Source organism: Mesorhizobium sp. M1182, from assembly GCF_040318335.1.
In the GTDB taxonomy this organism is placed as follows: domain Bacteria; phylum Pseudomonadota; class Alphaproteobacteria; order Rhizobiales; family Rhizobiaceae; genus Mesorhizobium.
The window spans coordinates 167,396-194,077 of record NZ_JAMYMD010000011.1 but is presented as its reverse complement, the minus strand read 5'-3'; the positions used below and the strand labels follow the sequence as shown (position 1 = coordinate 194,077).

Here is a 26,682-nt window from a genome sequence, read left to right as displayed (position 1 = left end):
AAGTTCCCATCAGCCATCGCATCAAGAAATGCGCCTGGAACGACGACTATCTCATCAATGCCATCACTCATATGCGATAGCCCTGCCCTCAAGGGGGAGATTAGCACGGCCGATTGCGCCCTACGCCGCCTGCGGTTCCGGATCAAACGCCGGGCGGCTGGTGTTGATCAGCAGCGAGATGCAGGCGGCGGCTATTGCCGTCATACCGGCGATCAGGAAGGCAAGCTCGTAATTGCCTTGCAGCTCGCGCATGGTGCCGCCGAAGAAGGCCGCTGTCGCGGCGCCAACCTGATGGCCGGCGACGATCCAGCCGAAGACGATCGGCCCGCTGCGGTCGCCGAACGCCTCGTTGGAAAGCCTGAGCGTCGGCGGCACGGTGGCGATCCAGTCCAGTCCGTAAAACACCGCGAAGATGATCAGGCTGGTCGCCGAGAAGCCGGAATAGGGCAGATAGATCAGCGACAGGCCGCGAATGCCATAATAGACGCCGAGCAGCTTGCGCGGGTCGAAACGGTCGGTAAGCCAGCCCGACAGCGTCGTGCCGATCAGGTCGAAAATGCCCATCATCGAGAGCAGGCCTGCGGCCTGCACTTCGCCAATGCCCATATCGCCGCAAAAGGCGATCAGATGCGTGCCGACCAACCCGTTGGTGGTGAAGCCGCAAACGAAGAAGGTGGCGAACAGATACCAGAAGACGCGCGTGCCGGCGGCGCGGCGCAGCGTGCTCAATGTGTGCGAAAGGAAATTGCCTTGCGAGGCTGGCGGCACCGGCGGCACGTCGTCGGCATCGGCGCCATAGCGGACCATGCCGATCGACGCCGGGCGCTCCGGCACCAGCATATAGACCAGCGGCACCAGGCAGGCGGTGGCCACGGCAATGGCGATGGCGACCGGCTTCCAGCCGCCCGACTGGGCGAGCGAGGCGAGCAGCGGCAGGAAGACCAGCAGCCCGGTGGCACTGGACGCCGACATCAGTCCCATCACCAAGCCGCGATTGGTCTTGAACCAGCGATTGACGATGGTCGCGCCGAGCACGGTGGCGACGGCGCCCGAGCTGACGCCGGAAAACACGCCCCAGGTGAGGAGCAGATGCCACGGTTTGGTCATCAACAGGCTGAGCGCGGTCGATCCCGACATCAACAGCAGCGCGGCAAGCAAGGTGCGGCGCAGCCCGATCCGCTCCATCAGCGCCGCGGCAAACGGCCCGGTCAGGCCATAGAGGAAGATGCCGGTGGCCGCCGCCAGCGACACCACGTCGCGCCGCCAGCTGAAACTGTTCTCCAGCGGCAGCATCATGACTGCCGGCGCCGAACGCAGGCCCGCTGCGATCAGCAGGCAAAGGAAGATGACGGCGACCACGACGAAAGCGTAGCGCTGGCCAAACGGGCGGGATTGAGCTATCATGTTACTGACCGGTACGTTGCAGGAGCGCGAAACATACGTACCGACCGGTAACATTGTCAACCAGCTAATCGGCAGACCAGGCATGAAAAGAATTGAACCAACGATCAAGGCGAATGACGCACCGCCGCCTCGCGCCGCCGAACGGATTCTCCAGGTGGCGCGCGATCTGTTCTACCGGCAAGGCATCAGGGCGATCGGCGTCGACGAGATCGTGCGGCGTGCCGGCGTCACCAAGCCCAGCCTCTACCGCAGCTTTCCGTCCAAGGACGAGCTGGCCGCATCCTACCTCCGGCACTATGACCTCGAATTCTGGGAGCGTTTCGACGAGGCGGTGGATGCCCATCCCGGCGATCCGCGCGCGCAGATCGTCGCCTTCCTGACGCGTGTCGGCAAGCGTACGCAAAGGCCCGACTATCGCGGCTGCGGCATGACCAATGCCGCGGTCGAATATCCCGAACATGGCCATCCGGCCCGCGTCGTGAGCGAGGCCAACAAGCAGGAACTGCGCCGCCGCCTGCATGCCATGGCGGCAGAGATGGGCGCCGGCGACGCCAACACGCTGGGCGACGGGCTGCTGCTCCTGATCGAGGGCGCCTATATCAGCGGCCAGCTGTTCGGTGCCGGCGGGCCGGCGAAGTCGGTGGCCCGCAACGCCGATCTTCTGATAGAGGCAAGCTTGAAGAAATAGTGGTCCGTTTTACAAGACCACTGTGCGCAGCCTGACTTCCTCTAGGCTGCCGCTAAATTTGACGGTACGCTGCGCCCCCCGAACTGAGTTGTTCCGCCATGCGCGCTCTCTTGATCCCGCTTGCCCTCGCCGGTTTCTGCCAGGCGGCCCGGGCCGGCGACATATCCAGCGTCTATACCGATCTCGATTGGGAGAAGGACTGCGTCACCTATGCCCAAGCGGAAGAAGGCGACGGCGACTGGGCCGATCTCGCCTGTTCGGGCTACCGCGGCTACCCGGTGATGGTTTCCTATGACGACGCGCGGGAATCGCTGTTCTACGGCTTTCCACCTGGCGACATGACCACGGTCTGGGAAAGCTTTTCCGGTCTCAATTCGGCTGGACCCAAGGTCGAGTGGCGTATCGAAACCAACGGCAAAACTGCCATTCCTTTCGCCGTCATTCATCGTCGCTCGATCAGCGATACCGAGGGCGAGAACAAGTCGACGGAAGTGCTGATTGTGGCCAAGGTTGCCCAGCCTGACGCCCACGAAGGCTGCACGATCGGCCTTGTGCTCGCCACCGGCAATCCCGCCGCCAACGATCAGGCGCGCAAGCTTGCCGACGAGAAGGCACGCACCTTCGCCTGCGGCAAGGACAAGCGTGAGGTGCTGGGCGACGCGCCCGCTTTCGGCCGCGTCGACAACTGATTATTTGCGCCCGATAATTACTTGCGCCTGGCCCGCTCGATTGCCTCGACGATCATCTTCTTGGCATAGGCCGCATCGTACCAGCCTTCGATCTTGACCCATTTGCCGGGTTCGAGATCCTTGTAGTGCTCGAAAAAGTGCTGCACTTGCTGGCGGGTGATGTCGGGCAATTGCGTGTATTCGTGGACGTCCTCGTAGCGCAAGGTCAGCTTGGGCGAAGGCACCGCGATGACCTTCTCGTCCTGGCCGGCATTGTCCTCCATCACCAGCACGCCGATCGGCCGCACATTGATGACGCAGCCTGGCACCAGCGCGCGCGTGTTGCAGACCAATACGTCGATCGGGTCACCGTCGCCCGACAGCGTGTGTGGTACGAAACCGTAATTGCCGGGATAGCGCATCGAAGTGTGCAGGAAGCGGTCGACGAACAGCGTGCCGGCCTCCTTGTCCATCTCGTACTTGATCGGCTCGCCGCCGATCGGCACCTCGATTATGACGTTGACGTCCTCGGGCGGGTTCTTTCCGCTGGCAATCGCTTCGATACGCATCGCTTTATCCCTCTCTCGATTGCAGATCGATAGCGGGCGACGGCGAATGGTGCAATGCGGCGAATGGTACGGGGAGATCGTCCGAACCGAAAACCGGCCGGATCATGCGCTGGCCGTCATTCCCAGACGAAAGCGACCTTCTTCAGCGCCTTCTGCTCGAAGATCTCGACGCCTTCGGCAACATCGCGGCCACCGGCGCCGGCATAGAAGGCAAGTGCGTTCTGATTGTCTTCCAGCGCCCAGACCACCATGCCTTTCAGGCCATGGTCGGCCAGCCGTGCCCGCGCGGCCGAGAACAGCCGGCTGCCGAGCCCGATGCCTTGATATTCCGGCCGCAGGTAAAGTTCGTAGATCTCGCCCTGCTGCCTGAGTTCGCGGGCGCGGTTCTTGCCGATCGTCGCATAGCCGGCAATTTTGCCGCCGATTTCGACGACCAGGACGGTGGCAGCGCGGCGAATGGCATTCGCCCACCAGTCGGCGCCGCGGCGGTTGATCATCGATGTCAGCGTGCGGTGCGGGATGATGCCTGAATAGGCGCCGCGCCAGGCCTCGAGATGCACGTCGGCGATGGCGGCTGCATCGCGCGGTTCGGCTTTCCTGATGTCGATGCTCAGCGTATTCATGATTGGTTAACCATAAACCCGCCGCGCCCGATTGCAAGAGTCCGGTCAACCGCCGCGATGCTTTCACACAGCCGGACGGTGCGTCCTTGAGACGCTGCGAAACCGCTTTTGGCGAGATCAAATCTCGACCAGATGGTCGTCCAGTTCGTTGCTGTCGCCGGTCGAGACCGGAAAATGCTCGGCCAGTACCGCACCGACTGCTTGGATCGCCTTGACGAACCCGTCGGCAAGCCGATCGTCGCCGGCATGCGCCGTAAGGTCGCGGACGACACCGTCCCAGACATGCTGGCCGACACGAGAATCGATGCCGCTGTCGGCGACCACCTCGGCGTAGCGCTCGGCAATCGAGACGAACACCAGCACGCCAGTGCGCGCCGTGGTACGGTGGACGTTGCGGGCGAGGAACTGCTTCATCGCATTGGCGTGGGCGACCTGGTAGCGCAGCCGCCTCGGCACCAAATGGATGCGCAATGCCGGCAATGCCCACAACAGAATGAGCACACTGGCAAGCGCCAGAAGCTCGGCGATGACGAAATGCGGCAAGCGGATCGACAGCCACCAGGCTTCCAGCCCATAACCGACGGCGAGGCTGACGACGAGCATGCCGAGCATCGCCATGAAAGCGGCCGGGAAGAAATAGCCGTCGCTGGCATGCGCCACGACGCAGTAGATCTCGCCGTCGGTCTTTGATTCGGCAGCGCGGATCGCATCGGCGATGCGCTCATGATCCTCGGGACTGATCGGTCGTGTTGCCATGATTGATGTCTCACCAGCTTCCTGAAGAACCGCCGCCGCCGGACGAGCCGCCGCCGCCTGAAAACCCGCCGCCCGAACTTCCGGACGACCAACCGCTGCCGGAACTTCCAGACGACCAGCCACTGCCAGACGAGGTCCCAGACGTCCAGCCACCGCCACCGGAGGATGACGAAACTGGTCCACGGCCGTAGCGGAACGTCATGCCCAGCCACTTGTACACGCCCGGCGACAGCTTCGTGCCGAAGATCGGCGGCAGGAACGCCATTGCCAAGCCGCCGAAGAACATCGTCGCCCACAGGACAATGAACAGCATGAAGATGGGATCGACAGGATTGTCATTCGCCGGATTGCGCTTGCCGCGCGCCTCCAGCTCTTCGGGATTGCCTTCCAGCACCATGATCATGTCGTCGACGGCCTTGCTGATGCCGCCGGAGAAATCGCCGGCACGGAAGGCCGGCACCATGTCGTTTTCGATGATCAGCTTGGTGTGCAGGTCTGTCAGCGTGCCTTCCAGCCCATAGCCGACCTCGATGCGCATCTTGCGGTCGTTCGGCGCCACCAGAAGCAGGACGCCGTTGTTCTCCTTCGCCTGGCCGAGTCCCCAGGCGCGAAACAGCCGGTTGGCGTAAGGCTCGATCTCCTCGCCGTCGAGGCTGGGAATGGTCGCGACGACGATCTGGTCGGACCCTTTGGTCTCGAACTCGGCAAGCTTCTGCGTCAGCGCCGCCTCGGTCGCGGCATCGATGATGCCGGCATTGTCGACGACCCGTCCGGTCAGCGCCGGCAGTGCGGCGGCGAAGGCCGCGAAGCCGACCAGCAGCACCGCCATGGCCAACAGCGCGGTGCCGATCGTTTTGGTGAAACGGCCGGATTCCACCGGGCTGATGGCGTGTCTTGTCATCTCGTCACCAACTTCCCGAGGAGCCGCCGCCGCCGGACGAACCGCCGCCGCCGGAAAACCCGCCACCGCTTGAACCCGACGACCATCCCCCGCCGGAACCTCCCGACCAGCCGCCGGACGACCGCCGGTTTGGCTCGAAGGTCATGCCCAGCCAGCGATAGCGGCCGGGACCGATCTTCTGGCCGAAGATCGGCGGCAGGATGGAGGCTGCGAGGCCGCCGAAAAAGATGATTGCCCAGATGGCTATGAAGATCGTGAAGAACAGATCGTCGCTGTTGAACGGCGGCTGCTGGTTGCGTTCGCCGCGCGCCTCCAGTTCTTCGGGATTGCCCTCCAGCACCATGATCATGTCGTCGACGGCCTTGCTGATGCCGCCGGAGAAATCGCCGGCACGGAAGGCCGGCACCATGTCGTTTTCGATGATCAGCTTGGTGTGCAGGTCGGTCAGCGTGCCTTCAAGCCCATAGCCGACCTCGATGCGCATCTTGCGGTCGTTCGGCGCCACCAGAAGCAGCACGCCGTTGTTCTCCTTCGCCTGGCCGAGTCTCCAGGCGCGGAACAGCCGGTTGGCGTAAGGCTCGATCTCCTCGCCGTCGAGGCTGGGGATGGTCGCGACGACGATCTGGTCGGACCCTTTGGTCTCGAACTCGGCAAGCTTCTGCGTCAGCGCCGCCTCGGTCGCGGCATCGATGATGCCGGCATTGTCGACGACCCGTCCGGTCAGCGCCGGCAGTGCGGCGGCAAGGGCGGTGAGCGGGAGGAACAAACCAAGGCAAAGAAGAAGCAAAGTGACGCTCGGAAGCGTCTGGTTTGCACTTCGTCGCGCCCCCCTCTGTCCTGCCGGACATCTCCCCCACTTGGGGGGAGATCGACTATCGCGACCACTTTCGCCAACTCCCAAGGTCGGTGATTGGCCGCGTTGGCAAGAGCTGCCAATCTCCCCCCAAGTGGGGGAGATGTCCGGCAGGACAGAGGGGGGCGCGACGGAATACAAGGCCAACAGGCCCAGGCTCAACAGGCGCCGTTCACCCGCCTTGCGTGGTGTTGGTGCCGAAATCGACCTTCGGCGGCTGCATCTTATCCTCCTCGATGGTGAAATTCGCAAACGGCTGGTTGCCGCGGAACCACAAGGTCGCCCAGATCACCGACGGGAAGGTCCTCAGCGTCAGATTGTACTCTCTCACTGCCTGGATATAGTCGCGGCGGGCGACCGTGATCCGGTTCTCGGTGCCTTCGAGTTGTGCTTGCAGCGCCAGAAAGTTCTGGTTGGCCTTGAGATCGGGATAGTTCTCCACCACCGCCAGCAGGCGCGACAGCGCGCTGGTCAGGCCGGCCTGGCTGTCCTGGAATTTCTTGAAGGCTTCCGGATTGTTCAGCGTTTCCGGCGTCACGGTCACCTGCGTCGCCTTGGCGCGCGCTTCGACCACGGCATCGAGCGTGTCCTTCTCGTGCGCCGCGTAGCCCTTGACCGTGTTGACCAGATTGGGGATGAGATCGGCGCGGCGCTGGTATTGATTCAACACCTCGCTCCATGCGGCCTTGGCGTTTTCCTCAGCTGTTGGAATGGTGTTGTAGCCGCAGCCGGCAAGCAGCGGCAGCATGACGGCCATAACCAGGAACGCAGCTAAATTACGGAAGATTGGCGGCGAAGAAAGGCGCTGGGCAAGCATGATAAGTCCCCTCGATAGCATTGGCAGGCGAAGCATTAGCACAATCCTTGCGTAAGAAAATGACTTCGGCCGAGAAGTGTTACTGGTTTCTGCCATTCGCCGTCGGGCCCTGTGACAGACGAGGCGAACGGGTTAAGCTCGGCATAAAACGGGACATCACCATGGCGAAACGCCACGACAGCGACGCGGAATCGCGCCGCATCATCGAACGGGTGGCGCGCGAGACCGACCCGGGGGGCACCTCGTTCCTTGCACGAACGACCAAAGGCGCGCGCGACCACGTCACCGCGGCCGATGCCGACCGGTCGGACCCGATTGAATATTGGGGCACCCGCATCGGTCGGGCAGCGGGCTTGCTTATTGCCATCGGCCTGTTGATCTGGCTCGTGCTTTTCGTCACCAGGGGCAGTTAGGAAAAATCAATGAGTGCCGAAAAAACCGACGCGCCGCGCGCGGTCATCGTCGTCTCCAGTCATGTCGCCCGTGGCTCGGTCGGCAACCGTGCAGCTGTCTTTGCGCTGGAGACGCTCGGCTTTCCGGTTTGGGCGGTACCGACCGTCATCCTGCCCTGGCATCCGGGCCATGGCCGGGCCACCCGCATCGTGCCGCCGCTGGACCAGTTCAAGGCGCTGATGGCCGACCTCGAGCGCGCGCCGTGGCTGGGCGAGGTCGGCGCCGTGCTGTCCGGCTATCTCGGCGAGGCTGGCCAGGCCGAAGCCGTCGCTTCGCTGGTCGGCGCGGTCAAGGCGAAGACGCCGGACGCCCTCTATATCTGCGATCCGGTGATGGGCGATTCGGGCGGGCTCTACGTACCTGAGCCGACCGCAATCGCCATGCGCGACCGGCTGATGCCGATCGCCGATATCGCCACGCCCAACCGCTACGAGCTGGAATGGATGGCCGGAGCGCCGCTGCCCGACTTGAAATCGGCAATGGCTGCAGCCCTGCAGGCCGGCCCACCGGCCATGCTGGTCACATCGGCGCCGGCGATGATGGCCGGCGGCACCGGCAATTTACTGCTCGCCGGCAGAGAGGCACTGCTTGCCGAACACCGGCTCATCGACAAGCCGCCGAATGGGCTCGGCGACCTGACGGCTGCCGTCTACCTGGCGCGGATCCTGTCCGGCCAGCCGGCCGCCAAGGCGCTGCAATCGACCACGGCGGCGGTCTACGAGATCCTGGCGCGGACCGCCAAGCGCGGCGGCGACGAGTTGCAGCTCGAGACCGATGCCCAGAGCCTGTCGCACCCGATGGCGATGGTGCAGCTTCGCCATCTGCTGCATCCGGAACGGGACCGCCGGGCGTGACGCAGGCCGAAGACGCCGTGCCCCAGGATGATGCGCCCAAGGATGTTGCGCCCGACCATGTTGTGCCCGACCATGTTGTGCCCGACCATGTTGTGCCCGAGAACGTTGTGCTTGTCGGCGTCGACGGTTGCAAGGCCGGCTGGATAGCCGTCCGCCGCGACCCCGATGCGGCGCCGTCGACAGCCGTTTTCCCAAGCTTCGCGGCGTTGCTCGACCGACTGCCCGCCGACTCGTTGGTAGCGGTCGATATGCCGATCGGCCTGCTCGATTTCTCCCAAAGAGGCGGTCGCGGCCCGGAGGCGCTGGTGCGGCCGCTGCTCGGGACCCGGCAGTCCAGTGTCTTTGCCATCCCCTCCCGCGCCGCGCTCTACGCCGAGGTCGAAGCCTTCACCACCGTCGACGCCTGGTACGCCGCTCATCGCAAGGCAAGCGAGGTGGCCAGGACAACCTCAGATCCGCCGCGCGGTGTCTCGATCCAGGCCTTCGGCATCTTCGCCAAGATCCGCGAGATCGATTCGCTGCTGATCGCGCGCCCCGAACTGCGCAGCCGCGTCTTCGAATCGCATCCGGAAGTTGCCTTCTGTAAACTGAACGGCGACCGGGCGATGCGCCTGCCAAAGAAGATCAGGGGCAACATCAATCCGGCCGGCATGGCCGAACGCAAGGCGCTGCTTGCCCGGTGTGGCTATAGCCAGGATTTTCTCGACCAGACGCCGCCGCGCGGCGCGGCCGCCGACGATTTCCTCGACGCCGCGGCGATGATGGTGGTTGCCGCACGCATCGTCAGAGGCGAGGCAATGCCGTTTCCGGATCCGCCGCTCGCCGATCGTTTCGGCATTCCGGTCGCCATTTGGGCCTGAGGACCGGGGCGTCAGGAGCGTGATCTGAGCGCCTCGTTGAGTGCCCACATATCCTTCTCCTCGGGCGCGGTCTCCAATCCGAGCACGGGAACTTGCTTACGCAAATGGTCGTGGTGGGTGCGCACGCCATATTCGAGATCGGAGAGGTAAAAACCTCCGAAGGCTTCGGACAGCATGGATTCGTTGGACCATATCGAAAGCTGTACATCCTCGGCCAGCGTGTCGCGGTCGATGCGGTAGGATAGGTAGCGGGCTGCCGCCTGTTCCCTGGTCTCGTCGCGATAGCGGTAGATGGCGCCGCGCAGCAGCGTCTCACCCGTCGACAGCGGAAATTCCTGATAGAACTGCACCGATTCCGGCATGAGCGACAGCACGTTGTTCGGGAAGATGCCGTAGTAGATCCAGGCCTTGCGCAGGTGTTCCGGCAGGTGCTTCGCCTCGGGTGCGAGCTTGATGTACTGCGCGACGCTCCAGCGCCGTCCGGCATGCGGATTGTAGGTGGCGAACGAGCGCGACACGCCGTTGACGAACGGCTCGTCGAAATAGGTCGCACCGTAAAGATCCTGCAGCGCCGGATGCGCCATGGCGACATGGTAGCCTTCATTGTCGACATCGCGCACCGATTTCCAGTTGACCGGCGTCCTTTGGGTCCAGATGCCCCAGGACGGCACCATCTCGGCGACGCCGTAATGGGCAATCTCGGCTTCGATCGGCTTCAACAGCTCGGCGACCGATGGCTGCGGCCCACCCTTGCGGAAACGGATGAAGATGAAGCCCATCCAGATTTCGAGCTCGAGCGGCATCAGGCCGAATTCGGTCTTGTCGAGGTCGGGGAAGGAACGGGGGCGGGCAGCACCGCGCAGCGTGCCGTCGAGATTGTAGACCCAGCCATGAAAGGGGCAGACCAGCGCATTCTTGCAAGTGCCCTGGCTGTCGGCAACGACGCGACTGCCGCGGTGGCGGCACATATTGTTGAAGGCGCGCACAACGCCATCCTTGCCGCGCACGATCAGCGCCCGCTCGCCGACCACATCCATCGTCAGATAGTCGCCGGCGTTCGGCACGTCGCAGACATGGCCGGCGATCTGCCAATGGTTGCGGAAGACGTGCTCTTTCTCGAGTTCGAGCAAGGCGTCGGAATGATAGCTCCAGCCCGGCAGCCCCCGCCGATCCCAATCGTTGGGGATTGCCACGTCACGCAGATGCGGGTTCATAAAGGCTCTTTATTTATTGAATGGTCGTTCAATAAAAGCATATTTTCCATTGAAATGCAATGGCTTGGAAAAATGGGGCTAAGTCTTGACGGGAAATCGAACGGGATTCAAGAGCCCAGTCCGAACGATCGAAGCCGGGAAAATCCCGGGAATTCCAGACGTTAATCCCCTTACACTTGTTGAGCGCCCGACGCTCCGTGGGCCTGGAAAGGCGACGCGGATCTGGTGCCGTGGGTAGCGCAAAACGAGCAGAGAATGCCACCGGTGCTGCCAGCTACGCCGGATCGGTTTGCCCAGGAATGGCCGCGGGCTTGGTTTCATGCCGGTTACACAATCGTTAATTCATCATCGTTGGCCGGTTACAAGGTGCGATTAGGTTCGTTTCAACAGAGAAAAGAAGAAGACCGAAGGAAACGACGATGCGTACGAAAATCCAGATCACCGATACCGACCTTCGCCAGCAGGGTCCCCAGCGTAACGACCGGCGCCCGAAGCTGGCGCTGCGCCAGCGCGCCAGTGATCATCCAATGGCGATGTTCATGCTGCTGGCGGCTGCCGCATTTGCCGGCATGGCGTTGACGCCGACCGTCGGTCCGGCCTTCGCCTCACTGAACCCGCCGGCCAACCTCATCGATGGCGCGACGACCACCACCAAGACGGCGCGCCTGCCGGCGCCGGAGATCGATTTTGCCTGCAAGGGGCAGGCCTGGGGCGCCGAGAGCCTGGACTGCCTGCGCGTCATCGCCGCCCAGTCGGGCAAGGCACGGCCGGTCCGCATGATCGCCAACGCCGCACCACTGGCCGATACGCCGAACGTTTTTTGATTTTTGCGAGCGCCCTCCAGCACTCCAGTCAGGCTCCCGCCGCAATGTCGGCCGGGAGCCTTTTTCTTCCGGGAGAGATCTCGGAGTCTAGCCGCCCAGAGCCGCCTGCTCGGCAATGGCCGAGAGCACGCCGCGCACATCCAGCGTGCTGAACGGCTTTTCGAGGATTGGCGGCCGCTGCGGCGCCGGCAGCGCCTCGATCTCGCCTTTCGCGCCGATCAGATCGCCGGTGACAAGCACGAAGCGCCGCGCCAGACCCGGCAATTCGGCGAGTAGCTCGCGATAGGCGGCTATGCCGCTGGTGCCGGGCATGCGCAAATCGGAAAACACGATGTCCGGCGGGACATGGCCACTCAGCGTCGCGGCGGCCGAGACCCAGGCCGGCACGATCCGCGACTTGATGCCCATCAACTCCAGAATGTCGGACAGCGACGCGGCGACATCCGGCTCATCGTCTATGATCAGCGCGTGACGCAAGCCGCTCGACCGCGACGGAGCTTTGCCGGCGGCGGCCGCGCCGGCCGCGATCGCCGGCAGCTGCACGACAAAACGCACACCTCTCGGCGAAACCTCCTCGAACCAGATATTGCCATTGTGCCGCTCGATGATCGATTTCGAGATCGACAGACCGATGCCGGTACCGACACCGACCGGCTTGGTGGTGAAATAGGATTCGAATATGCGTGAACGTATCGCTTCCGGCACGCCTGGTCCGTTGTCCTCGACCGAGAATCCGGGATTGCCGCGGTCGCTGCGAAACGTCCGGACCTTGATCCGGCGGTCGCCGGCAACGCCGGCCAAGGCGTGCTGGCTGTTGATGAGGAAGTTGGCCGCCACCTGCGTCACGTGGTCGGCATCGGCCATGGCCAGCAGCGGGCCGCTGGCGAAATCGGTGTCGATGATGATGCCGCTCGACCGTGCGCCATAGGCGGTCACTTCGAGTGCGGCGCGGATCACCTGGTTGAGGTCGGTTTCGGCCTGTGCGGCCGGGTGCAGGCGGACCATCGACAGGAAGCTCTTGACGATACGGCCGCAGCGCTCGGCAGCGGCACGCACCTTTTCGGCGCGCACCTTGGTCTGCGGATCGGCGGCGAATTCATGCAGCAGCGTCGACTGGGCGACGACCACGGCCAGCGGGTTGTTGAGCTCGTGCGAAACGCCGGCAAGCAGCGAGCCCATCGCCGCCATCTTCTCGTTCTGGTGCAGTTTTTCGCGCTGGCGGTTGATTTCCTCCTCGGCGCGCAATCTGTCGCGCAGGTCGCGGATAGAGCCGAAGATCAGCTGGCGATCGGCGACCCGCATCTCGGTTGCCGTCAGCTCGATCGGAAAAACCTCGCCGGCGGCGTTCTGGGTGACCGTTTCGAGCCGCTGGCCGACCATCGGCGCGCCGCGGCCCGACATATATTCGGCGCCGGACGCATAGCCCTTGCGGTAATATTCCGGCACGACCGTGTCGAGCAGGTCCTTGCCGAGGATATCGCTGCGCCGATAGCCGAACATCTTCTCGGCGGCCGGATTGAATTCGATGATCGAGCCGGTCTCGTCGATGACGATGATGGCGTCGAGCGAGGCCTGCAGCATGGTGCGGCGAATGACGTCGCTGGCATGCGCGTCGGAGGGCGATCGTTCGATGGCATCGCCGATGGCGAGTGCCACCATGTGCAGCGCCGCCTCTTCCTGGTCGGTCCATTCGCGTTCGTTGACGCAGTCGTTGACCGCCAGCGTGCCCCACAAGTTGCCGTGCGAAAAGACCGACACCGACAGGAACGACTTGATGTTCTGCTTTTCGAAATCGGTCCGCAGAAAGCCTTCGAGATCGCGTGTGTGCCCGGCGAAGATCTTGCCTTGGCGCTCGTCCTCCGCCAGCCGTTCCAGCAATGGGTCCGAATCGACGACCGACTGCACGATGACGGTAGGTGACGCCAGCTCACCGCCAAACCGGGGGGCGATCCAATAAGCGGCGACCGACTGGGCGAAACCCTGACCGGGCAGTTCGCGCAGGCGAAACAGGATGCCGCGGTGACAATCCATGGCTTCGCAAAGCGTCTGGAGGATACCTTCCATCTCGCGCTGCCAATCGCCGGCTTCGCGCAGCCGGCGAACCACATGCACGGCCACCATCGCCGCGCCCTGCCTGGCGCCCTGCGTATCCGCGCGTGCTGTTTCAGCCGTCATGGTCATTTCCTGGCCTTGGCTTGCTCAAGCCGCCAGGCCTCAGTTATTTTCACCGGCCGGCAGCGAGAAGATATAGCCTTCGCCGCGCACCGTGCGCAGGAATTTCGGGTTGGCCGGGTCCGCTTCGATCTTCTTTCTCAGCCGCATGATGCGGATGTCGACCGCGCGGGACGATTCCGGGTCCTCGACGAAACCGATCGCCTCGGAGATCGCTGCCCGCGTCAACAGCCGGTTGGCGCGCGTCAGGAACACCTCCAGGACGTCGAACTCGCTCTTGGCCATGTCGATGACCGCGCCGTTGGCGCCGGTGACGAGCCTGCCGTCGAGATCGGCGTGAAAGGGTCCGAAGCTCACGGACCGGCGGCCGCCGGATGTTTCAGCCTTGGCCTTTTGTGGCTCGGTCGGCTCAGGAACGCGACGCAGCACGCTGCGCACCCTGGCCAACACTTCGCGCAATTCGTAAGGCTTGACGATGTAATCGTCAGCGCCGAGCTCCAGTCCGACGATGCGGTCGAGCGCGGTACCGGCGGCCGTCGCATAGATGATGCCGATCGGCATTTTCGACCGCATCCAGCGGCCGAGCGACAGGCCGTCCTCGCCCGGCATGGCGATGTCGAGAATGGCCAGATGGAAGGACTGGGTTTCCAAAAGGTCGCGCGCCGCCGCCGCACTTTCGGCCGTGGCCACATAGTAGCCGCTTGCGCCGAGATACTCGGCGACCGCATCCCTCAGGTCGGGCTCGTCCTCGACGATGACAATTCGTGCCTGCACGATGCTTTCGCTCCCGCTTTCAGTGGAAAGTAGATTGGGTATAAACATGATGTCCAGCACTCTTCTTGGGTTGCCGTATGCGGGGTAGAAAAACATGGCTGCACGATCCGTTATCGCGCTTGTTTCCGTCGCTGAAGTAATTGCGACCGATCTCGCCGATCATCTCGAGCGGCGCGGTCATGACGTCCGCGCGGCGCGACAGCCGTGGGAGGCCGAATCGCTGCTTTCGGAAAAGGGTATCGATGTCGTGGTTGTCGGCGACAGCGTCAGCCAGGCGGAGGGGCGCGACCTGCTCAGGCGACATGGCGGCGAAGGTGGACCGGATTTCATCCTGATCTGTCGCCCGGCCGATCTGGTCGACAAGGTTCTGGCGCTCGAACTCGGCGCCGCCGACGTCGTCGAAAGCCCGCTCAATATCAGGGAGCTTGCCGCTCGCGTCGGCGGCCTTCTGGCTCGGCGCGGCAGGAGCGCCGGGGAACTGATCGTGCTGGAGAACGCGACCGTCGATCTCCGATCGGCCATCGTCATGCACCGCTCGGGCACGGAAGAACAGCTGTCCCCTGGGCAGGTGGCGCTGCTCAGGCTGTTCCTGGCCAGCCCACGCAAGGTGCTGACGCGGGACGACATCATCGCCGCCGCGCCCGCCGAAAATGCCGAAGCCTTCGATCGGTCGATCGATTCGCGCATCGTGCGGCTGCGCCGCAAGCTCGATACCGAAACCATCACCACCATACGGGGTGCGGGTTACCGGTTCGATCCGCCGACGCAATTCGCCGATTGAAGGCAGGACGGCCACCCTCTTCTCTTGAGCATCGGATTTTCCCAAAACCGGTTTCCACTTTGGGGTCCGATGCTCTTCAGCGCACCACGAGAAGCGACGGGCCGGACAGCATGTCACTGTTCGTACTGACCTCGCCGGCATGGGCACGTTCCTTCAGCAGCACGGTGGCGAGGCCGGCAATGCCGAGCAGCCCCTGCACGTAAAGCAGGGCGGAAAGCACGGAAGCGGCGAATTTCGTTTTCATCCTGTTCGTTCCTCAAAATTGGAATTTACGGGCACTTCAGGGGAACCCCCGAAGCGCCCGCGCCGCCAGCGGAGCCCCCCGTTGCGGCGCGGGCCTTCGGTCCTCTCGGCTGCAAGTTGCCGGAGGCGCCGCGCATCCTCAACGGCCCTAAGCCGCCCCCGCCAGAGGGGCTTGAGCCGGTCGACGCGCAGGCTGGAAACTGTCCAGACCAATCCAGACCGTAGCGAAAACAGCGTTGGCTTCCGATCGTTCGTTGACCGCTGTTTTCGTTAGGTCAACTTTGCCTGTTCGCTGTATCCGGATCATGCCGCCGAGGCTGCGCTTTGTTGCAGCTCGGTTTCGGAGTCAGGTGACTTCCTATCAAACGAAAGGCAATCGCGTATTCGCGCCGCGGTTTGGCCGATCCGCCTAGGCAAACACGCCACCGTCATGACGACGTCGTGCAACTGCAAGCTGCTTTGCGCGGACCTTTTCTGTTAACCAGGGGAAACAGAATCGAAACACAAACGAGCATCTAGCGAAATCGGCTTGAAACATGACGCCCCGATAAGCCGGTCATCGAATTGAGCCGGTCCCGACCGGCAGAATAGGGGAGACATCATGTGGACTGCCATTTCCGCCAAGCTCATCAACATCGCCGCCGCCGTCATCACCGGTACTGCCTTGCTTGTCAGTGCCGGCAACGGCGCAGCCCACGCCGCCGCCAACAAGATCGTCGCGCGTGTGTCGCTATCGCAGCAGACCATGGAAATCCTGGTCGACGGCCGGCCGACATTCGCCTGGAAAGGCTCGACCGGCGACAGGACGCACGTCACGCCGACCGGTTCGTTCAAGCCGACCCGCATGCATGAAATTTGGTATTCGAAGAAATACGACAACGCCCCGATGCCGCATTCGGTGTTCTTCAGCGGCGGCTACGCCGTACATGCGACAAGCGCCATCAAGCGCCTCGGCCAGCCAGCCTCGCATGGCTGCGTGCGTCTGCATCCGGACAACGCCGCCGATTTCTACCAGCTCGTCGAGGTCTTCGGCCCGGCCAACACCAGCATCGTCATCGTTAAATGAGCGATGCTTCTCGTCGCTCCCAGGCAAGGGCCGGATATTAGCGCAATCTAATCCGGCATTACCGGCATCAGCTTCGGATCCGGCTTTTCGGCGTGATGCGGCAGGTCCTTGCTGGCGACAAAGGTGTAGAACATCGGCACCACGAACAGCGTGAACATGGTTCCGACCAGGATGCCGGTGAAGATCACCAGGCCCATCGAATAGCGTGCCGCGGCACCAGCGCCGCTGGAGATGATCAGCGGCACCACGCCGAGCGCCATCGCCGCCGTCGTCATCAGGATCGGCCGCAGCCGCACCCTGGCCGACGCGATGATCGCATCGCGCCGCCGCATGCCGTGCATTTCACGCTGCTGGTTGGCGAACTCGACCAGAAGGATGCCGTGCTTGGTGATCAGGCCGATCAGCGTGATCAAGCCGACCTGGGTGTAGATGTTGAGCGTGCCGAGCCCGACATTAAGCGGCACGATCGCGCCGAAGATCGACAGCGGCACCGCCATCATGATGATCAGCGGATCGCGGAAACTTTCGAATTGCGCCGCCAGCACCAGATAGATGACGAGCACCGCCGCCGCGAAGGCGATGATGATCGTGTAGCCCTGTTCCTTCTCCTGCCGCGATTGACCGGTATAGTCGATGAAGAAGGTGTCGGGCAGGCTTTGCTTGGCAATGTCCTCGATCGCCTGTAGCCCATCCCCGGTGGTGATGCCGGGCCGCGGCAAGGCAGAGATCGTCGCCGAGTTGAGCTGGTTGAACTGCTCGATGGCGGCCGGCGACGCGTTGGTCGAGATCTTCACCACCGCCGAGAGCGGCACCATCTCGCCCGATACGCTGCGCACGAAATACTCGCCCAGTTTTTCAGGGTTGTCGCGAAAGCTCTGCGGCACCTGCGGGATGATGTCGTAGCTGTTGGATTCGCGGTCGAATTGCGCCACTTCGGCGCCACCGACCAGGAGCGTCAGCGTCCGGCCGATGTCGGCGATCGGCAGGTTGAGTGCCGCGGCGCGGTCGCGGTCGATCGTCACCGTCACTTGCGGCGCGTCGAAGGTCATCGAATTCTGCACGACGATGAAGCGGCCGGATGCCTGCGCCTTGTTCTTGATGTCTTCGGCCGCCTCGTACACCTGCGAGGCGTCGCCGGTCGAGCGCACGACCATCGTTATCGGCAGGCCGCCGCCGGAGCCGGGCAGCGTCGGCGGCGCGAAGACGAAAGCTTCGACGCCCGCCACCTTGCTCAGGCGGCCCGTAATGTCTTGCTGGATTTCCTTCGAGTTGCGCGTGCGGTCAGCCCAGTCCTTGAACGCAAAGCCGACGAAAGCGCTGTTCGTCTGGCCACCACCGAAGGCGACCGCCGAGAACTGTGCCCGCGTCTCAGGCAGATCCTTGACCAGGCCGAGTATCTGATTGACGTAGGTTTCGGTATAGTCCGACGTCGCGTACCGCGGCGCGGTCACCAGCGAAAGCAGGAAACCCTGGTCCTCTTCCGGCGCCAGTTCGCTCGCGGTCTTGGTGAACATGAAACCGGTCGTGGCGACCAGCGCGAGGACGATCATCAGCGTCACCGGGCGATAGTTCAACGAACCGGTGACGAGCCGCTCATAGATGTGTTCGACGCGCCCGAACGTATTGTCGACAATGCGCTGGAAGCGGCTGTGCGAGCCGGACCTCAGGATACGTGCCGACATCATCGGTGTGATGGTGAGGGCGACGACACCCGAAAGCACCACCGAGCCGGCAAGCGTCACCGCGAATTCGCGAAACAGTGCGCCTGTCAGGCCGCCGGTGAAGGCCAGCGGCGCGAACACGGCGGCCAATGTTATCGTCATGGCGACGACGGCGGACGAGATCTCGCGCATGCCGTTGAACGCCGCCTGCATCGGCGACAAGCCGTCTTCCTCCATGTGGCGGTGGATGTTTTCCACCACCACGATGGCATCGTCGACGACAAGTCCGATCGCCAGCACCATGGCCAGCAGCGACAAAAGATTGATCGAATAGCCCACCGAAAACAGCAGGAAACAGACGCCGATCAGCGACAGCGGAATGGTCACGATCGGCATCAGCACCGAGCGGAACGAGCCGAGGAAGAGCAGGATGACGACGATGACGATGGCGACCGCCTCGCCGATGGTCTTGAATACCTCCTCGATCGACGCGCTGATCTGCTCGGTGGAATCGTAGACGATCTCCATCGTCATGCCGAGCGGCAGCGTCTCCTGGATGGTCGGCACAATCTTGTGGATTGCCGCCGCAGTGGTCAGCGGATTGGCGGCCGGCGTCGGAAAGATAGCGAGAAAGATGCCGGGCTTGCCGTTGAAGCTGACCCTGGTGTCGGTGTTCGCCGCGGCGAGTTCGACGCGGGCCACGTCGCGCAATCTCACCACATTGCCGTCCTTCGACCGGAGTGGAAGGGCGGCGAAAGCCTCCGGGGTCTGCAGCGTAGAGCGAACGGTGATCGAAGAAACCACATATTCGTTTTCGGTGTCGCCGGGCGCGGAAAGGAAATTCGATTCGTTGATGGCGGCCAGCACTTCCGCCGCGGTCACGCCGCGCGCCGCCAGTTTGATCGGGTCGATCCAGACCCGCATCGAATATTCGGCTGCGCCGAAGATCTGCACGTCGGCGACGCCTTCGACCGTCGAGATACGCGGCCGCACGACGCGCTCGATGTATTCGGTGAGCTGTTCCGGCGTCATGTTCGGATTCTGCATCGAGATGTACATCATCGCGAACTGCTGGCCGGTGCCCTTGACAATCACCGGGTCTTTGGTTTCGTCCGGCAGATCGCCGCGAACGCTCTGCACCTTCGACAAGACTTCGTTCAGCGCGACGTCGGGGTCGGAGCCGAGCTTCATCTGCACTGTCACGGTGCTGGAGGACGGCCGGCTCGACGACGTGACATAATCGATGTTTTCGGTCGAAGCGACGGCACGCGCGATCGGCGCGGAAATGAACCCCTGGATCAGGTCGGCACTGGCGCCGGGATAGGCCGTGGTGATGGTGATGGCCGTTTCTTCAACCTCTGGATACTGCCGGATCGAAAGGTTGAAGATTCCCTGAAAACCCAGAAGCAGGATCATGCAGGCAAGCACGGTCGAAAGGACCGGGCGGCGGATGAAGAGGTCGGAAAAGCTCATTGCTGGGCTGCCTGCTGGTTCCCTGGCTTGCTCGGATCGATCGTGTTGTCGACGGCAACGGACATTCCGTTGGAGAGCCGGTTCTGGCCGGCGGTAACGACTTCGTCGCCGGGCGCGATGCCCTCCAGAATCTCGACCAGGCCGGCGTTGCGGCGGCCTGGCTTGACGAACACCTGGGCTAGCACGAGCTGCGGCTTCTGTTCTTCCGCTGCCGGCTTGGCTTCCTCTGCCGGTTTGGCTGGGGTAGCAGCCGGCTTTTCGTCGGGTTTTGCCGCGGGTGCTTCGGCTGCGGGCTTGGCAGCATCTGCAGCCGGCTTTTCTTCCGGCTTTGCCTCGGGTGCCGCGCCGTTGGCTTCGGCGGATTTGGCCGGGCGCACCACGAAGACGAAGTCGCCGTACAGGCTGGAAGTCAGCGCCGTCTGCGGCAGCGCCAGCACGTCGTTCTCCGCGGGCAGTTCGACGCGCACCTGGACGAACTGGCCGGGCGTCAGCTTGCCTTCGGGATTGCCGACCTCCGCCCTCACCGTCACCAGCCGGCTGGTCGGGTCGATCTTCGGATCGATGCCGCGGATGCTGCCGGTGAACGGCATGTCGCCGCCGCCGACGCCCAACCGCACCGTCTGTCCGATCTTCAGCTGCGGAAGCTGCTGCTCCGGTACGGTGAAATCGACACGCATCGTATCCATGTCCTGCAAGGTCACCACGGCGGTGCCGGGTGTGAGATACTGGCCAAGGTCGATTTTCGGAATACCGACGGTACCCTTGAAAGGGGCCGTCAACTGCTTTTGGTCGAGCACCGCTTGCAGCTTGTTTACCTGCGCGGCGGAGACCGATGCTGCTGCCTGCGCCGTGTCGAGCGTAGCATCGGTGCCCACCCCGCGCTTCTGCAGCTCAAGCGCGCGCATCAGCGTGGTCTGGTCGGATGTGGCTTGCGCCTTCGATGCCACGAGGTCGGCTCGCTCGACTTCATCGTCGAGTTGCAGCAGCACGGCGTTGGCGGCGACCTTCTGATTGGCATGGAACAGGATGTCCTTGACGATGCCCGCGGTTTCGACCGTGAGGTCGACACCGCGTACGGCACTGACAGTGCCGATCGCCTCGATGCCGGGCGTCCAGGACATCGGTTTGACGATGACCGTCGACACCGTCGCGGCCGGCGGCTTCATGGTGGCGAAGAACTGTTTGATCGCATTGTCGCGAAACAGGTTGAAGCCGACGATGCCGCCGCACACCAGCACGAGCAGAATGAAGGCGATGATGAAGCGCTTGATCACGAACAGTCCCTCGGCCACGGCCCAGCATAACGGTCGGATGAGCGGAACACATACCTGTGCCTGGTCCCAATTTCAAATGACGGCGATCTTACTGTACCGTCTGGACGGTCTTGTCAATTCCGCCTAAGCTAATGAATGGGGAACGCTTGATGAAGGCCCGCAGAGCAAATTCGCGCGAGAAGATCCTCGCCGCCGCCGCCGCCGTGGCGCGCGAGACGGGTCCTGGCAGCCTGTCGCTGGATGCGGTCGCCAGCCGTGCCGGCGTGTCGAAGGGCGGTCTTCTCTACAATTTCCCGACCAAGGCGAAATTGATGCAGGCGCTGGTGGAGGATTACCTGCGCGCCTTCGAGCAGGCCCTGGAGTCCGCCCGCACGGCCGGCGTCAACGGCGAAAGCCCGCTTGCAACTTACATCAAGCTGTCGGCCGAGCATGCCGAGGAATCGAAACCGTCGGCATCCTGGATATTTTCGGCGATTGCCGAGGATCCCGATTTCCTGACGCCGATAAAATCGTTCAGGCGGCAGCTATTCGAGCGGCTGAAGCAGGAGACGCCGAACCTCAAGGCGCTGCTGGTCTGCTATCTCGCCATCGAAGGGCTGCGCAGCATGAACCTGTTCGATTCGGACATTCTCTCCGCCGAAGAGCGCCGGCTGCTGATATCGACCCTGCTGGACATCGCGGAATAGTCGAACCGCCAATCTGCGGTTCTGAGGCCGATTAATGGCGGCGTTCGTTCACCCGTGTCAAAACACGGGCTGGTACGTCGAAACCACGCCATTCCGCTTTCCGAAAATCGGTTCCGATTTTCGGGCCGATGCGCTAGAGCCTTTCGGGATTGAACCGAGCTGCCTTCAACCCGGAAAGGCTCCCACCGCTGCCCATGCCCCATCTTCCCGAGCATCTTCTCACCGGCTACCGCAGTTTCATGAGCGGCCGCTATCTCACCGAAAGCGGCCGTTATCGCTCGCTGGCGCGAGAGGGCCAGGCACCGGAAACGATGATCGTCGCCTGCTGCGATTCGCGGGCCGCGCCCGAAGCGATCTTCGATGCCGGGCCGGGCGAGCTGTTCGTGCTGCGCAATGTCGGCAATCTGGTGCCACCCTATGCGCCAGACGATCAGTTCCACTCGACATCGGCGGCGCTCGAATTTGCCGTGCAGAGCCTCAAGGTCAAGAACATCGTGGTGATGGGCCACGGCCGCTGCGGCGGCATCCGCGCGGCACTCGACACCACGGCCGCACCCTTGTCGCCGGGCGATTTCATCGGCAAGTGGATGAGCCTGATCGCGCCCGCGGCCGAGACCGTATCGTCCAGCACCTTCATGACCGCGACCGAGCGCCAGACGGCGCTGGAGCGCATCTCGATCCGCTATTCCATCGCCAATCTGCGTACCTTCCCTTGTGTTTCGATCCTCGAAGGCAAGGGGCGACTGTCGCTGCACGGTGCCTGGTTCGATATTTCGACCGGCGAGCTTTGGGTGATGAACAAGGAAACCGGCGATTTCGAGCGGCCGGAGACGGAGTAGGAGACGAGGCATGGTGCGAGCTCGGATCGCGTTCGCGGCGGCGGCACTGCTGTGCCCGATAACTGTCGCCCGCGCCGATGATAGCGCGATCATCGACCGCTGGTATTCGGCACTACTGATCGCCGACCGCACCGAATTGTCGGACCTGCTCGCCGACAACGTCCGCATCAAGCTCGACGACCTCGGCGTCGTGCAAAGCAAGCAGGAATTCATCGCCTCGATCGCCGAGTGGCAGGGCGCCGTCGCCGGGGCCGAAATCCGCCACCGGATCGAGAAGACGGAGGGCGGCGTCACCACTGTGATCGCCTGCTATGATTTTCCCAGCAACGACATGCTGATGCAGGAGACCTTTGCAGTCGCCAACGACCAGATCACCGCCAGTTCGCAAGCCGCGATCGCCGAAAACTGCGACGGCTACTGACGAAATTTGGTCTTGAGCTTCTCGGGGGATAGGCGCTGGAATTGCCGGCGTCAATTCGGACCTGTCCACGTCACGTGGTTACGCAGGTGGGAACGCCAATGCGACAAGCCATGCGGTCAATCCACTCACAACGACGGTCGCGCCCTGCAAAAGTGCACTATTATCGGAATTCGAAATCTTATGTGTTGGAGGGCAATGATGGGCAAGCAATTCAATCTTTTCCTGTCGCACAGAGATGAAATCGTTTTCAACCATGCCTTGTCCAAGGGTGTTGAGAATATAGTATTCGTCAAGCCGTCCATCGAAGATGGCGATACCCCCATTTTTTGGGAGCCCATCCGAGAAGAAGAACGGTCTTTTAAAAACAGAAGAGTTCTGATATCGTTAAAGGATTTTTTAAACAACATAGTCCTTGAGCGTGACGCTGAAAATAGATGTTTGCAAGTTAGTTCAAGATTATCTCCGGTACTTGAATATGATATAAATCTGTGGCGCGGCGATGTAATGTTGCCTGGCAGAATGTACTATAGTTTAGACTGGGCGGAAGGCGATATGAGGAAAGCATACGACGCATACTTTAGTCGTGTTTTCAAGTTGTCTAAGTCTAACCTAAATAAAATTAGAAATAGTCACGGAAGCGTCATCTATCTCGGAAACGAAATGATGCCTGAATTTTACAACGAGACCATGGATTTTAGATTATTATAGATGGGAATTACCGTTACAGTGCACTTTTTGCTGCACTGCGCGCGAGTGGGCATCCTGGTTCGCATACGAGTCGTGGGCACGCATCGGCGTTAACCAGGCGTGCTGTTGCGCGCAACGGGCCGGCGCCTTACATCGGTGACGATCCGCTTCTCCCGCCCACCCAGCGAAAGTTTGCCCATGCCGTCAACCGTCGACCTCGCCGCCCATCCGCTGACCGCATGGCAAGGGCCGTTCGGCCTGCCCGATTTCACGCGCATCGGCGACGGCGATTTTTCTCCGGTCTTCGACGCGGCCCTGAAGGCGCATGAGGCCGAGATCGAGGCGATTGCCGGCAACACCGGGACGCCGACGATCGAAAACACGCTTGCCTCGCTCGAGCTTGCCGGCGAGGCGCTCGACCATGTCTCCTCGATCTTCTGGTGCCGCGCCGGCGCCCACACCAATGAGGCGATCCAGGCGCTGGAGCGCGACATCTCGCCAAAGATGTCGCGGCATTACTCGGCGATTTCGATGAACGAGCGACTGTTTGCCCGCATCGACGATCTCTATCAGCGCCGCGAGGCTTTGAAGCTCGATGCCGAAACGCTGCGGGTGCTGGAAAAGACCTGGAAAAACTTCGTCCGCTCCGGCGCCAGGCTCGACGCCGAAGGCAAGAAGCGGCTGGCCTCGATCAACGAGGAATTGTCGTCGCTCGGCACCAATTTCGGCCAGAACGTGCTTGCCGACGAGCGCGACTGGGCGTTGTTCCTCGACGAGGCCGACCTGGCCGGCCTGCCGGAATTCCTGAAAAGCTCGATGGCGGAAGCCGCCGAGATGTGCGGCCAGAAGGGCCGCTACGCCGTCACTTTGTCGCGTTCGATCTACGAGCCGTTCTCGACCTTCTCAGAACGCCGCGACCTGCGCGAGACGGCGTTCCGCGCCTTCATCATGCGTGGTCAGAATGGCGGCGCTACCGACAACACGGAAGTGGTGCGCGACATGCTGCGCCTGCGCGCCGAGAAGGCGAAGCTGCTCGGCTATGCTTCCTACGCCGCATTGAAGCTCGACGACACCATGGCCAAGACGCCGGAGGCGGTGCACGCGCTGCTCGATCCGGTCTGGGAAAAGGCGGTGGAAAAGGCCGCAAGCGACCAGGCCGAATTGCAGCGGCTGGCGGTCGAGGCCGGCAGCAACGAGAAATTCGCTGCCTGGGACTGGCGCTTCTATCAGGAGAAGCTGCGTGCAGAGAAATTCGCCTTCGACGAGGCCGAGCTGAAGCCGTATCTGCAGCTAGACCGCATCATCGACGCCTGTTTCGACGTGGCAACACGATTGTTCGGCATTTCTTTCGAAGAAAAGAAGGGCATTGCCACCTGGCATCCGGACGCTCGCGTTTTCGTCGTGAAGAATGCCGACGGCAGCGAGCGCGGCCTGTTCCTCGCCGACTATTTCGCGCGGCCTTCGAAGCGCTCCGGCGCCTGGATGAGCGCGCTGAAATCCGGCTACAAGCTTGGCGATGGCTCCAAGCCGGTCATCTACAACATCATGAATTTCGCCAAGCCGCCGGCCGGCGAGGCAGCCTTGCTGTCGGTCGACGAGGCCAAGACCCTGTTCCACGAATTCGGTCACGCGCTGCACGGCATGCTGACCGACGTTACCTGGCCATCGGTCGCTGGCACCTCGGTCAGCCGCGATTTCGTCGAGCTGCCCTCGCAGCTCTACGAACACTGGCTGACGGTGCCGGCGGTACTGGAAAAGCATGCGCTGCATGTCAAGACCGGCAAGCCGATGCCAAAGGCGCTGGTCGACAAGATGCTGGCGGCGCGCACCTTCGGCGCCGGCTTCGCCACGGTCGAGTTCACCGCCTCGGCCTTGGTCGACATGGCCTACCATGCGCGGTCGGATGCGGCGCAGGAGCCGCTTCGTTTCGAAGCCGAAACGCTCGAAAAACTCAACATGCCTGACACCATCGCCATGCGTCACCGCACCCCGCATTTCGGCCATATCTTCGCCGGCGATGGCTATTCTGCCGGCTATTACTCCTACATGTGGTCGGAAGTGCTTGACGCCGACGCGTTCGCCGCCTTCGAGGAAACAGGCGATCCCTTCAATCCGGCGCTGGCCGAGCGGCTGCGCAAGAACATCTACGCCGCCGGCGGTTCAAAGGACCCGGAAGAACTCTACACCGCCTTCCGCGGCAAGATGCCTTCCCCGGAAGCGATGATGGCCAAGCGCGGGCTGGTGTGATGCATGCCCGCTCTTGTCACCGTTCCTTTCCATCCTGATTGATGTCGGCTGTCATGGCGTCGGGTTGCGCACCGCCTGATCCGGTTTCCGCCGGTCCCGCTCGGCCCCGTTGGCCGTTCGCGTCGTTGAGGTGACTGCACTTAATGCGGTCTCCATCGTTCCGGCCGAAGGAGCCGCGTTCATGGCGGCGCTACGGGCTGTGCGGGGGTAGGCAACGACAGCTTGCCCGCTATGCTGATCGGCCGCTGCCGCATCCGGACCGCGCCTTGCGACGACTACTAGTGGCTCTGCACAGGGATTATGACTCGTTGGCGGTGGGCTTTGGATAGGATAGGCTTTGGCCAATTTGAGGCGGGCCTGTTCGGTCGAGAACATCCCGTTGATGCGGGCGCCGCTGGCGCCTCGCGGGTTTTCCCAAGCGGCGATCTCGGCAAACAGGCTGTCGCCACTTTCGATGCGGCGGTCGAGGCACTGGCTACGCAGGATGCCGATCTCGATCTCGACCATGTTGAGCCGGCTCACGTGTTTGGACGTGTCATGGAACTCCAGCCGTCGCAGGATGCGTCGCGCCTCTGACGCCGGCAGGGCCTGATAGAGCGCGGCGTGTGGGTCGGCAGACTAACGAGCACCACCCTGACGCGGTCGGCCTGGGGGTAATGAATATCGAGGAGGTCGCGCATGCAGTGGCAAAGTCTTGTGCTGCGCGCTCGGTGACCTTGACCTTATGCAAGGTCGGTGTCACCGCGCCTTCTGTCCATAAGATGGTGCTCATCCTCGAGCGGGCCGGATTGATCCGCAGGCGACCCGGCCTCGCGCGCAGCATTGAACTGCTCGTCGAACCCAATATCCTACCCACGCTACAACTATCGAACCC

General features: G+C 62.7%; 26 protein-coding genes and 1 pseudogene. 13 read left to right on the top strand and 14 right to left on the bottom strand.

All coding sequences use genetic code 11. From position 1 onward, the window contains the following. Positions 1–120: 120 nt before the first annotated feature. Entirely contained in the window at positions 121–1,404 is a 1,284-nt protein-coding gene (locus NKH33_RS16305) for an MFS transporter (RefSeq protein WP_352920577.1), read from the bottom strand. Positions 1,405–1,486: 82 nt separating this feature from the next. Here NKH33_RS16305 and NKH33_RS16300 point away from each other — a divergent pair, with 82 nt between their 5' ends. Continuing rightward, positions 1,487–2,092 carry a TetR/AcrR family transcriptional regulator gene (locus NKH33_RS16300; RefSeq protein WP_352920575.1) on the top strand — a complete coding sequence of 202 codons (606 nt, stop codon included), beginning with the start codon at positions 1,487–1,489 and terminating at the stop codon, positions 2,090–2,092. 98 nt (positions 2,093–2,190) lie between these two features. Continuing rightward, positions 2,191–2,781 carry a hypothetical protein gene (locus tag NKH33_RS16295; protein ID WP_352814775.1) on the top strand — a complete coding sequence of 197 codons (591 nt, stop codon included), beginning with the start codon at positions 2,191–2,193 and terminating at the stop codon, positions 2,779–2,781. Positions 2,782–2,798: 17 nt separating this feature from the next. On the opposite strand, the gene ppa is transcribed toward NKH33_RS16295, so the two are convergent. The 6 genes from ppa to NKH33_RS16265 all read right to left on the bottom strand — a co-directional run bounded on the left by ppa (position 2,799) and on the right by NKH33_RS16265 (position 7,279). After that, positions 2,799–3,329 (bottom strand): inorganic diphosphatase, encoded by a 531-nt coding sequence (gene ppa, locus NKH33_RS16290; RefSeq protein ID WP_352451245.1) that lies wholly within the window; start codon positions 3,327–3,329, stop codon positions 2,799–2,801. A 116-nt stretch (positions 3,330–3,445) separates the two neighbouring features. After that, a complete protein-coding gene (locus NKH33_RS16285; RefSeq protein ID WP_023678138.1) occupies positions 3,446–3,952 on the bottom strand; it encodes a GNAT family N-acetyltransferase in 507 nt (168 codons plus the stop codon). Positions 3,953–4,069: 117 nt separating this feature from the next. Continuing rightward, positions 4,070–4,708, bottom strand: coding sequence for a TPM domain-containing protein (locus NKH33_RS16280; protein ID WP_352920573.1), 639 nt, complete (start codon positions 4,706–4,708; stop codon positions 4,070–4,072). Between the two features lie 10 nt (positions 4,709–4,718). Next, a complete protein-coding gene (locus NKH33_RS16275) occupies positions 4,719–5,609 on the bottom strand; it encodes a TPM domain-containing protein (protein ID WP_502906735.1) in 891 nt (296 codons plus the stop codon). Between the two features lie 4 nt (positions 5,610–5,613). Next, positions 5,614–6,396, bottom strand: a complete 783-nt coding sequence (locus tag NKH33_RS16270; RefSeq protein ID WP_352920571.1) for a TPM domain-containing protein — start codon at positions 6,394–6,396, stop codon at positions 5,614–5,616. A 238-nt stretch (positions 6,397–6,634) separates the two neighbouring features. Next, a complete protein-coding gene (locus NKH33_RS16265) occupies positions 6,635–7,279 on the bottom strand; it encodes a LemA family protein (protein ID WP_352470713.1) in 645 nt (214 codons plus the stop codon). A 161-nt stretch (positions 7,280–7,440) separates the two neighbouring features. Between NKH33_RS16265 and NKH33_RS16260 the strand changes: the two genes are divergently transcribed. The 3 genes from NKH33_RS16260 (at position 7,441) to NKH33_RS16250 (ending at position 9,446) form a co-directional block, all read left to right on the top strand. After that, positions 7,441–7,692, top strand: a complete 252-nt coding sequence (locus tag NKH33_RS16260; RefSeq protein ID WP_023678142.1) for a hypothetical protein — start codon at positions 7,441–7,443, stop codon at positions 7,690–7,692. A gap of 9 nt (positions 7,693–7,701) precedes the next feature. Next, positions 7,702–8,586 (top strand): pyridoxal kinase PdxY, encoded by an 885-nt coding sequence (gene pdxY / locus NKH33_RS16255; protein WP_352470715.1) that lies wholly within the window; start codon positions 7,702–7,704, stop codon positions 8,584–8,586. A gap of 92 nt (positions 8,587–8,678) precedes the next feature. Further along, positions 8,679–9,446 (top strand): DUF429 domain-containing protein, encoded by a 768-nt coding sequence (locus NKH33_RS16250; RefSeq protein ID WP_352920595.1) that lies wholly within the window; start codon positions 8,679–8,681, stop codon positions 9,444–9,446. Between the two features lie 11 nt (positions 9,447–9,457). On the opposite strand, the gene NKH33_RS16245 is transcribed toward NKH33_RS16250, so the two are convergent. Beyond that, positions 9,458–10,660: an aromatic ring-hydroxylating oxygenase subunit alpha gene (locus NKH33_RS16245; protein ID WP_352920568.1), complete on the bottom strand. Its 1,203-nt coding sequence runs from the start codon at positions 10,658–10,660 to the stop codon at positions 9,458–9,460. A 419-nt stretch (positions 10,661–11,079) separates the two neighbouring features. On the opposite strand from NKH33_RS16245, the gene NKH33_RS16240 reads away from it, so the two are divergent. Then, the gene (locus tag NKH33_RS16240) at positions 11,080–11,484 is read left to right on the top strand and encodes a hypothetical protein (RefSeq protein WP_352540892.1); all 405 of its coding nucleotides are present in this window, start codon (positions 11,080–11,082) and stop codon (positions 11,482–11,484) included. Positions 11,485–11,571: 87 nt separating this feature from the next. On the opposite strand, the gene NKH33_RS16235 is transcribed toward NKH33_RS16240, so the two are convergent. Together NKH33_RS16235 and NKH33_RS16230 are read right to left on the bottom strand one after the other, a co-directional pair. After that, entirely contained in the window at positions 11,572–13,659 is a 2,088-nt protein-coding gene (locus tag NKH33_RS16235; protein WP_352920566.1) for a PAS domain S-box protein, read from the bottom strand. Between the two features lie 39 nt (positions 13,660–13,698). Further along, entirely contained in the window at positions 13,699–14,478 is a 780-nt protein-coding gene (locus NKH33_RS16230) for a response regulator (RefSeq protein WP_352920593.1), read from the bottom strand. 46 nt (positions 14,479–14,524) lie between these two features. Here NKH33_RS16230 and NKH33_RS16225 point away from each other — a divergent pair, with 46 nt between their 5' ends. Further along, positions 14,525–15,211: a winged helix-turn-helix domain-containing protein gene (locus NKH33_RS16225; protein ID WP_352920564.1), complete on the top strand. Its 687-nt coding sequence runs from the start codon at positions 14,525–14,527 to the stop codon at positions 15,209–15,211. 76 nt (positions 15,212–15,287) lie between these two features. On the opposite strand, the gene NKH33_RS16220 is transcribed toward NKH33_RS16225, so the two are convergent. Continuing rightward, entirely contained in the window at positions 15,288–15,455 is a 168-nt protein-coding gene (locus tag NKH33_RS16220) for a hypothetical protein (protein ID WP_352451255.1), read from the bottom strand. 600 nt (positions 15,456–16,055) lie between these two features. Here NKH33_RS16220 and NKH33_RS16215 point away from each other — a divergent pair. Next, positions 16,056–16,520, top strand: a complete 465-nt coding sequence (locus tag NKH33_RS16215) for a L,D-transpeptidase (protein WP_352920562.1) — start codon at positions 16,056–16,058, stop codon at positions 16,518–16,520. A 47-nt stretch (positions 16,521–16,567) separates the two neighbouring features. Here NKH33_RS16215 and NKH33_RS16210 read toward each other — a convergent pair whose 3' ends face one another. Continuing rightward, on the bottom strand, positions 16,568–19,654 hold the full coding sequence (locus NKH33_RS16210; RefSeq protein WP_352613219.1) for an efflux RND transporter permease subunit: 3,087 nt from the start codon (positions 19,652–19,654) through the stop codon (positions 16,568–16,570). After that, on the bottom strand, positions 19,651–20,928 hold the full coding sequence (locus NKH33_RS16205) for an efflux RND transporter periplasmic adaptor subunit (protein WP_502906734.1): 1,278 nt from the start codon (positions 20,926–20,928) through the stop codon (positions 19,651–19,653). The genes NKH33_RS16210 and NKH33_RS16205 overlap by 4 nt, the downstream gene beginning before the upstream one ends. Positions 20,929–21,077: 149 nt before the next feature. Here NKH33_RS16205 and NKH33_RS16200 point away from each other — a divergent pair, with 149 nt between their 5' ends. The 5 genes from NKH33_RS16200 to NKH33_RS16180 all read left to right on the top strand — a co-directional run bounded on the left by NKH33_RS16200 (position 21,078) and on the right by NKH33_RS16180 (position 25,808). Further along, positions 21,078–21,614 carry a TetR/AcrR family transcriptional regulator gene (locus tag NKH33_RS16200; protein ID WP_352683701.1) on the top strand — a complete coding sequence of 179 codons (537 nt, stop codon included), beginning with the start codon at positions 21,078–21,080 and terminating at the stop codon, positions 21,612–21,614. A gap of 194 nt (positions 21,615–21,808) precedes the next feature. Beyond that, positions 21,809–22,453, top strand: coding sequence for a carbonic anhydrase (locus tag NKH33_RS16195; RefSeq protein WP_352451260.1), 645 nt, complete (start codon positions 21,809–21,811; stop codon positions 22,451–22,453). 10 nt (positions 22,454–22,463) lie between these two features. Further along, entirely contained in the window at positions 22,464–22,874 is a 411-nt protein-coding gene (locus tag NKH33_RS16190) for a nuclear transport factor 2 family protein (RefSeq protein WP_352470724.1), read from the top strand. A gap of 195 nt (positions 22,875–23,069) precedes the next feature. Beyond that, a complete protein-coding gene (locus NKH33_RS16185; RefSeq protein ID WP_352920560.1) occupies positions 23,070–23,582 on the top strand; it encodes a hypothetical protein in 513 nt (170 codons plus the stop codon). 171 nt (positions 23,583–23,753) lie between these two features. After that, complete coding sequence (locus tag NKH33_RS16180) at positions 23,754–25,808, top strand: M3 family metallopeptidase (RefSeq protein ID WP_352920591.1); 2,055 nt, start codon at positions 23,754–23,756, stop codon at positions 25,806–25,808. A 327-nt stretch (positions 25,809–26,135) separates the two neighbouring features. On the opposite strand, the pseudogene NKH33_RS16175 reads toward NKH33_RS16180, so the two are convergent. After that, a pseudogene (locus tag NKH33_RS16175) lies at positions 26,136–26,532 on the bottom strand (transposase); the annotation flags it as partial. Positions 26,533–26,682 lie beyond the last annotated feature (150 nt).

Bases quoted from the DNA above. Each gene is read 5' to 3' on its own strand.
- NKH33_RS16305 (WP_352920577.1), bottom strand. From the start codon at position 1,404: ATGATAGCTCAATCCCGCCCGTTTGGCCAGCGCTACGCTTTCGTCGTG.
- NKH33_RS16300 (WP_352920575.1), top strand. From the start codon at position 1,487: ATGAAAAGAATTGAACCAACGATCAAGGCGAATGACGCACCGCCGCCT.
- NKH33_RS16295 (WP_352814775.1), top strand. From the start codon at position 2,191: ATGCGCGCTCTCTTGATCCCGCTTGCCCTCGCCGGTTTCTGCCAGGCG.
- ppa (WP_352451245.1), bottom strand. From the start codon at position 3,329: ATGCGTATCGAAGCGATTGCCAGCGGAAAGAACCCGCCCGAGGACGTC.
- NKH33_RS16285 (WP_023678138.1), bottom strand. From the start codon at position 3,952: ATGAATACGCTGAGCATCGACATCAGGAAAGCCGAACCGCGCGATGCA.
- NKH33_RS16280 (WP_352920573.1), bottom strand. From the start codon at position 4,708: ATGGCAACACGACCGATCAGTCCCGAGGATCATGAGCGCATCGCCGAT.
- NKH33_RS16275 (WP_502906735.1), bottom strand. From the start codon at position 5,609: ATGACAAGACACGCCATCAGCCCGGTGGAATCCGGCCGTTTCACCAAA.
- NKH33_RS16265 (WP_352470713.1), bottom strand. From the start codon at position 7,279: ATGCTTGCCCAGCGCCTTTCTTCGCCGCCAATCTTCCGTAATTTAGCT.
- NKH33_RS16260 (WP_023678142.1), top strand. From the start codon at position 7,441: ATGGCGAAACGCCACGACAGCGACGCGGAATCGCGCCGCATCATCGAA.
- pdxY (WP_352470715.1), top strand. From the start codon at position 7,702: ATGAGTGCCGAAAAAACCGACGCGCCGCGCGCGGTCATCGTCGTCTCC.
- NKH33_RS16245 (WP_352920568.1), bottom strand. From the start codon at position 10,660: ATGAACCCGCATCTGCGTGACGTGGCAATCCCCAACGATTGGGATCGG.
- NKH33_RS16240 (WP_352540892.1), top strand. From the start codon at position 11,080: ATGCGTACGAAAATCCAGATCACCGATACCGACCTTCGCCAGCAGGGT.
- NKH33_RS16235 (WP_352920566.1), bottom strand. From the start codon at position 13,659: ATGACGGCTGAAACAGCACGCGCGGATACGCAGGGCGCCAGGCAGGGC.
- NKH33_RS16230 (WP_352920593.1), bottom strand. From the start codon at position 14,478: ATGTTTATACCCAATCTACTTTCCACTGAAAGCGGGAGCGAAAGCATC.
- NKH33_RS16225 (WP_352920564.1), top strand. From the start codon at position 14,525: ATGGCTGCACGATCCGTTATCGCGCTTGTTTCCGTCGCTGAAGTAATT.
- NKH33_RS16220 (WP_352451255.1), bottom strand. From the start codon at position 15,455: ATGAAAACGAAATTCGCCGCTTCCGTGCTTTCCGCCCTGCTTTACGTG.
- NKH33_RS16215 (WP_352920562.1), top strand. From the start codon at position 16,056: ATGTGGACTGCCATTTCCGCCAAGCTCATCAACATCGCCGCCGCCGTC.
- NKH33_RS16210 (WP_352613219.1), bottom strand. From the start codon at position 19,654: ATGAGCTTTTCCGACCTCTTCATCCGCCGCCCGGTCCTTTCGACCGTG.
- NKH33_RS16200 (WP_352683701.1), top strand. From the start codon at position 21,078: ATGAAGGCCCGCAGAGCAAATTCGCGCGAGAAGATCCTCGCCGCCGCC.
- NKH33_RS16195 (WP_352451260.1), top strand. From the start codon at position 21,809: ATGCCCCATCTTCCCGAGCATCTTCTCACCGGCTACCGCAGTTTCATG.
- NKH33_RS16190 (WP_352470724.1), top strand. From the start codon at position 22,464: ATGGTGCGAGCTCGGATCGCGTTCGCGGCGGCGGCACTGCTGTGCCCG.
- NKH33_RS16185 (WP_352920560.1), top strand. From the start codon at position 23,070: ATGATGGGCAAGCAATTCAATCTTTTCCTGTCGCACAGAGATGAAATC.